The following is a 6414-nucleotide window of genomic DNA, read 5'->3' on the forward strand; positions in this document are numbered from 1 at the left end:
ATTAATTTTTATTAATTTTTATTAATTTTTATTAATTTTTATTAATTTTTATTAAATTTTATTAAATTTTATTAAGTATTTTTTTAATTTAAGGGGGATATTTATGATAAAACTCAGTTATGATATGAAGGTTTATAGACAGCATTTAAGGGAAGTCTTAAGAAAAACAGACAATGTAGTGGAATTGGGCTGTCATGTGGGAAAAACAAGCGAAGTTATAATGTATAAGTTGACTACAGGTTCTCTCATAGGTCTTGACAACAGTCCAGAAGCTATTGAACCTATGGAAAGGCTTTCTAAATACAATGACAATTTCACTTTCATCAGTGGGGATGTCAGACTTCATGAAACATTGGAGACTGTAGCCAAAATGATTGACAGATGTGATGTTTTATCCATTGATTTAGGTGGAGGATATCATCCAGACACTGTTTTTAAGGTTTTCTACATTTGGTCTTCAACCCTAAAGCCACGGGATGTTTTAATTAGAAATCAGGGATTGATTGATTTTGTAAATACTGCAGAGCTTGATGAGACCTTTTCTTCTAATGAGGGTTGGTTGGAAAGCTGTGGCAGTCAGGGAATTCCTCCCCAAGTTAGGGAATTCAGTCTTTGGACAGATAAGATTGAATAAAAATAATATTTTTTAGTTTTTCTTTTTTTTTTATTTGCGAAATGTGTTTTTATTTATTTTTTTTAGTTTTTGTATTGTTTGAACATTAGAAATGTATTTTTATTTATTTTTTTAGTTTTTAGTATTGTTTAAACATAGAAATTGTATTTTTATTTGTATTTTTTTAGTTTTTTGTATTGTTCGAATATTTACGAACTGAACATTCATTTAAAAAAATAGTTCGTTAAAATTAATTAACGAACTTAAATCAAAATGAATGTTTTTTTTTATGATGCTAGGCTTTCGAATCCTTTAGTTGCAAGAAGTCTTTTGAATGAACCGTCAGGTCTCATAATAATGTTTCCATTATTGTATTCAGTTAAAGCTGATTGAATCATAGTTGCTTTTTTGTTAGGATCTTTAGCAGCCTGTGAAAGTGCTTTCACTAAAACCATAACTGCATCTGCTCTAGACATGGTTCCTGTAACCCATCCATTGCTCTTGTATCCATTATAAGCATCATTTTCACGAATAATGTCTGCAGCGGTAAGGTTAGTTACTTCGCCATCAACTGTTAAAGGTCTTATGGAATCAATGATATTATCCAATCCTTCATCATAGACTGCTACAACAGCATCTGCTTCAACTCCTTGTCTTGCAGCAACGATTTCCTTAGCATATTCCATACCATCATCCGCTCCATACATCATACAGTCATGAAGCATCAGATTTCCACTCAGCCCTCCTGTTGCTGAAACTGAAGGGTGACTCATTCCGCCAGGATAAACTGGAGTGTAATTGGCAAGGCTACCGTTTTCCAAATAGACCAAGTAAGCCATATCACAGCCTCCGCCACTTTGTTCATATTTGTCCAGAGCCAATACCAAAATGGTCTTGTCTTCCTGCGTCAAGTCGGGACTGCCTAAAAATATTTCTCCAATAACAAATCCAAACCATGCCAAAATCACGACAAGGATTGCTATAATAATTTTTTTTCGTTTACTCATACTTATTTCCTTTCCCATATTTTAAAATGATTAATAAATTATTAATAAAAATAAATTTTTATTTTTTTAATAGATTTATAATAAAATTACATTATTATTTTTATTTTTATAGTTTATAAACTTAAAGTAATTTTTAATAATTTTTTTTAAAAATTAACTCCTTTTAGTTATATTTAGAACTTTTTATTAATTTTTATTAATTTTTATAATTTTATTTTTTTTTAGTTTCATTTTTTTATAAAAATTAATTATTAATATTATTATTTCAAGCTATTTGCAGCTTCCTCTCCTGCAAGATAACCAGTTGAAAATGCAATCTGTAAATTGTATCCTCCAGTAGGTCCAGCAGGTTCCAAAACTTCCCCTGCAAAATAAAGCCCTTCCACAAATCTTGATTCAAGGGTTTTCGGATTGATCTCTTTTGAATTAACCCCTCCAATACTTACCTTGGCCAAATCAATTTCAAGTGATTCTATTTCAATCGGAAGCCTTTTAAGGTTTTCAGCTATCTTATTCTTGTCCTTTTTAGTAATGTTGGCCATTGTTTTTTTAGGATTGATGTCTATTTTCATAAGGAAGTAATCAATGAAACTGTTTGGAAGGAATCTTTTCATATAATTGTTTATCTGAACTTTTCCATTGTTTGGAGTGTCCTTTGTAATCATTTCCTTGATGTCTTCCTCCCTAAGATCAGTGCAGAAGTCAATAGCAATCATTTTTGTGCATAATTCAAGATTCTCCAGTTCCTCCTTTTCCTTGAGATTTAGATTTTCGTCTAGAATTGATATTTTTGACTTTTCAAGTAGTTTATTACTTAAGTCGATTATTGCAGGTCCTGTAAGGCCAAAGTGACTAATCAGAACATCTCCAACTTGGGAAATCTTTTTCTTTTTGTCCTTAAATGATACTTCCACATTAGGTAGTGTCAATCCGCTAAGGCTTCTTAGAAGAAAGTCATCAACATTGAATGATGCAAGTCCAGGCTTTATGTCTGTAATGCTGTGATTCATTCTGGAGGCTATCCTATATCCATCTCCGCTTGAACCTGTATTCGGGTATGTGATTCCTCCTGTAGATACTATAATCTTTGATGCATTTAATGATACTTTGTCATTTTCTATTTCAAATACCGGCTCCATATTTTCATTTAATTCATGTTCTATATCATTTGCATTGATTGGAGTCTCTCCATATATAGTTATCTCTAACTCTTCAATGTATTCTTCCAAAATGTCAAGAATGTCTCTTGCATCATCACTGTCTGGGAAAACTCTCTTATTGTCTTCCTGATGAAATTCAAGGTCCTTGTCTTCAAAGATTTTCAGTAGTTTATCTTGGGGGAGCGTGTATAATGCATGTTTTAGGAAGTTTTTGTTTTTATTGTAGTAGTTTAATTGATCATGGATTGGAGTGTTGTTGGTTATGTTGCAACGGCCTCCTCCGGTTAAAAGAAGCTTTTTGCCTAAACTTTCATTCTTTTCCAGAATGCACACTGTTTTCGGACCTAATATCTGTGCAGCTCTGATTGCAGCCATCATGCCTGCAGGTCCCCCTCCTATAATTGCTACTTTATAATCTGTCATTTTATTACCTTGAATTGTTTTTAATCATTGATTTTTATATATTCTAATTTTTAAATCATTTCTGTTTTTTATAAAATAATTTAAAAATTATAATCTTTTAAAATTAGAAATTAAGTTTTTTTAATAAATTTTTTAAAAAAAGAAGAAAAATAAATAAAGAAAATTCTTTATTTATTATTGGTTTTAAACCTAGCTATTGTTGATAACCAGTATTTTTTTTTATTTAAAACTATAAATTTTTGTTCTAAACTTTAAAATTTTGTTTTAAATTCATAAATTTTGTTTAAAACCATAAATTTTTGTTTTAATACTTAAGGAGTTAATCTGTGTCTGTCTCTTGGGAAGAGAACAGTTTCCCTAATGTTTTCAACTCCAGTTAAAACCATAGCCAATCTGTCTGCACCGACACCCCAACCTGCGTGAGGAGCCATACCGTATTCGAATGCCTTAAGGTAACTTCCGAATCCAGCTGGGTTTAAGTCTCTTTCAATCATCTGTTCAACTAAAAGGTCATATTGGTGGACCCTGATAGAACCTGATGAGATTTCGAGGTTTTTGTACATTAAGTCAAATGCATGGCTGATTTCAGGTCTGTCTTCATAAGGCATTGCATAGAATGGTTTTATTGCAGAAGGCCAATCGGTTAAGAAGTAGAATCCTTCTTGAGTGTCTCCTAAAGCTTTTTCAGCTTCTCTGGATAGGTCTTCTCCCCATTCCATATCGATTCCCTTAGAGTTGATGATGTCTACAGCGTCATCATATTTTACTTCTGGGAATGGTCCTTCAGGAATTGCAGCCAAATCATATTCAAGGATTTCAAGCTCTTTTGCACAGTTTTCCTTTGTGGATTGGAGAACAGCAGTAATCATTCCGTCCAATATTTTCATTACATCAACATCATCTGCAAAGGAAACTTCACAATCTATTGAAACAGCTTCGTTTAAGTGTCTTAATGTGTCGTGCTCTTCAGCCCTGAAGATTTGACCGATTTCAAATACCTTGTCGAATCCTGCACCCATCATCATTTGCTTGTATAATTGAGGGGATTGGCCAAGGAATGCTTCCTTTTCAAAGTATGTGATTGGGAAAAGTTCTGTTCCTCCTTCAGTAGCTGATGCCACAAGTTTAGGAGTGTTAATTTCAATCATGCCTTGTTCATCGAAATAGTTGCGAACTGTTTTAAACATGTTAGCTTTTATCTTGAAGATTGAACTAACGTTTGCTTTTCTTAAATCAATAAATCTTGAGTTTAATCTGGTATCAATTTCAGCCTTGACTTTTTCGGTTGGATCCATTGGTAAAGGTTGTTTTGCAGGGTTTAGAATAGTTACTACTTCTGGAATGATTTCCACACCGTTTGGTGCTTTTCCTGCATCCTGTACAATACCCTTAACTGCAACTACAGATTCTTTTCTGAGAGCTCTTAAGTCCTCTAGGATTTCTGCGTCAACCTTTTTGCTTGGTGCGGTAATTTGTACAAGCCCATCTCTGTCTCTTATGATTACAAAGATGATTCCACCTAAATCTCTAATTTCATGTACCCAACCCATTATAAGAACTTCTTCACCACTGATTTCAGGGTTTACGTCTTTTGAATAATGAGTTCTTCTTAAATCGCCTAATAAGTATTCCACTTTATCGACCTCATTTTATAATATTTAAATTTTGTATTTTTATTAATATGAATTTTTAATTTTTAATTATTTTTTATAATCATTATGATTTTAATAAAACCTATTCAATGTCTTTGTCTAATCTTACCTTGACTGAATTTGCATGTGCAAAGAATCCTTCGTATTCAGCTATTGGGAGAATTGTTTTAGCCAATTCCTCAATTCCCTCTTTTGTAATTGTCTGAACAGTAGGTTTCTTAAGGAATGATTCTGTTGAAAGACCTGAATACATTTTAGCCCCTCCGCTTGTTGGAAGAACGTGATTTGTACCTGAACCATAGTCTCCAGCAGCTACAGGTGAGTATTTTCCAAGGAAAATTGATCCTGCATTTTTGATTTTGCCTAAAACTTCCTCATCATCCTTTGTGCTTATGATCAGGTGTTCCGGAGCATAGGTATTTGTAAAGTCAATTGCCTCCTCCATATCCTTACAGAGAATGATATGGCCATGCTTTTCAAGGGATTCCTGAATGATTTCCTTTCTAACAGCATCTTCAGCATACTTTTCAATAAGTTCTCTGGATTTTTCAGCTATTTCGTCGTCATCTGTTACAAGGAAGCATGACGCTTCAGGATCATGCTCTGCCTGTGAAAGGAAGTCATGAGCAAGGTATTCCGGGACAGCTGTTTTGTCTGCAAGAACCAGTACTTCAGATGGTCCTGCCGGAAATTCAATGTCAACATCACCATAAACAAGTTTTTTAGCACCTGTTACAAAAACGTTACCTGGGCCTACAATCTTTTCAACCTTTTCAATGGATTCGGTTCCATAAGCCATTGCAGCTATTGCCTGTGAACCTCCGCACTTGTAGATTTCATCAGCTCCAGATAAATCAGCAGCAACTAAAATTGCATCCAATATTTTACCATCCTCTCCGGGCGGAGTACAACAGATAACTCTTTCCACTCCAGCTATTTTTGCAGGAATGACCTCCATTAAAATGGATGATGGATAAGCGGCTCTTCCGCCAGGAATATAACAGCCTACACTGTTTATCGGTCTAATTATTTGACCTGCAGTAATTCCAGTATTCACTTCCATTGACCAGTCCTCTGGAATTTGAGCCTTATGGAATTTTTCTATGTTTTTGGATGCGGATTTAAGCGCTTCTATAAGATTATCATCTAGATTATTATAAGCTTCTTTAATCTCCTCATCGGAAACCTGTAAATTTTCTAATTCCGCCTTATCAAATTTTGCAGTATATCTTTTTACAGCTTCGTCCTTGTTTTCCTTAACATCCAATAGAATGTCCTGGACGATGTTTAATATTTCGTTGATATCTGCCTGTGATCTTTTGATTAAATCATTTACGGTTTCCTTATCATATTTTAGAATGTCCATTCTACCACTCTTTTAAATAAATCGGATTTAATTTATTTAATTAATTTAATCAAATATTGTATAATATTGTGTATAGTATTTATACATAGTTAATTATTATTTTTATGTATTATATAAGTTTTTGATAAAATACTGTTTTTTTGAAAAAAATTTAGTTTGTTAATAATTTATAGGTCTTTTAGCATTGATTTTT

5 protein-coding genes are annotated in these 6414 nt (G+C 33.1%); 1 reads left to right on the forward strand and 4 read right to left on the reverse strand.

Features of this window, described 5'->3' with window-relative positions:
- Positions 1-103 precede the first annotated feature (103 nt).
- Positions 104-634: a class I SAM-dependent methyltransferase gene (locus tag Q0138_RS04635; protein ID WP_297981555.1), complete on the forward strand. Its 531-nt coding sequence runs from the start codon at positions 104-106 to the stop codon at positions 632-634.
- A 266-nt stretch (positions 635-900) separates the two neighbouring features.
- Here the strand turns inward: Q0138_RS04635 and Q0138_RS04640 are convergent, their stop codons facing one another.
- The 4 genes from Q0138_RS04640 to hisD all read right to left on the reverse strand — a co-directional run bounded on the left by Q0138_RS04640 (position 901) and on the right by hisD (position 6221).
- On the reverse strand, positions 901-1620 hold the full coding sequence (locus tag Q0138_RS04640) for a DUF4012 domain-containing protein (RefSeq protein WP_297981557.1): 720 nt from the start codon (positions 1618-1620) through the stop codon (positions 901-903).
- A 260-nt stretch (positions 1621-1880) separates the two neighbouring features.
- The gene (locus tag Q0138_RS04645; RefSeq protein ID WP_297981559.1) at positions 1881-3203 is read right to left on the reverse strand and encodes an aminoacetone oxidase family FAD-binding enzyme; all 1323 of its coding nucleotides are present in this window, start codon (positions 3201-3203) and stop codon (positions 1881-1883) included.
- Positions 3204-3514: 311 nt separating this feature from the next.
- Entirely contained in the window at positions 3515-4837 is a 1323-nt protein-coding gene (aspS, locus tag Q0138_RS04650) for an aspartate--tRNA(Asn) ligase (RefSeq protein ID WP_297981561.1), read from the reverse strand.
- A gap of 100 nt (positions 4838-4937) precedes the next feature.
- On the reverse strand, positions 4938-6221 hold the full coding sequence (hisD, locus tag Q0138_RS04655) for a histidinol dehydrogenase (RefSeq protein ID WP_297981563.1): 1284 nt from the start codon (positions 6219-6221) through the stop codon (positions 4938-4940).
- Positions 6222-6414: the final 193 nt, after the last annotated feature.

Origin of the sequence: uncultured Methanobrevibacter sp. (assembly GCF_937906425.1) — an archaeon.
Lineage (GTDB): Archaea > Methanobacteriota > Methanobacteria > Methanobacteriales > Methanobacteriaceae > Methanobrevibacter.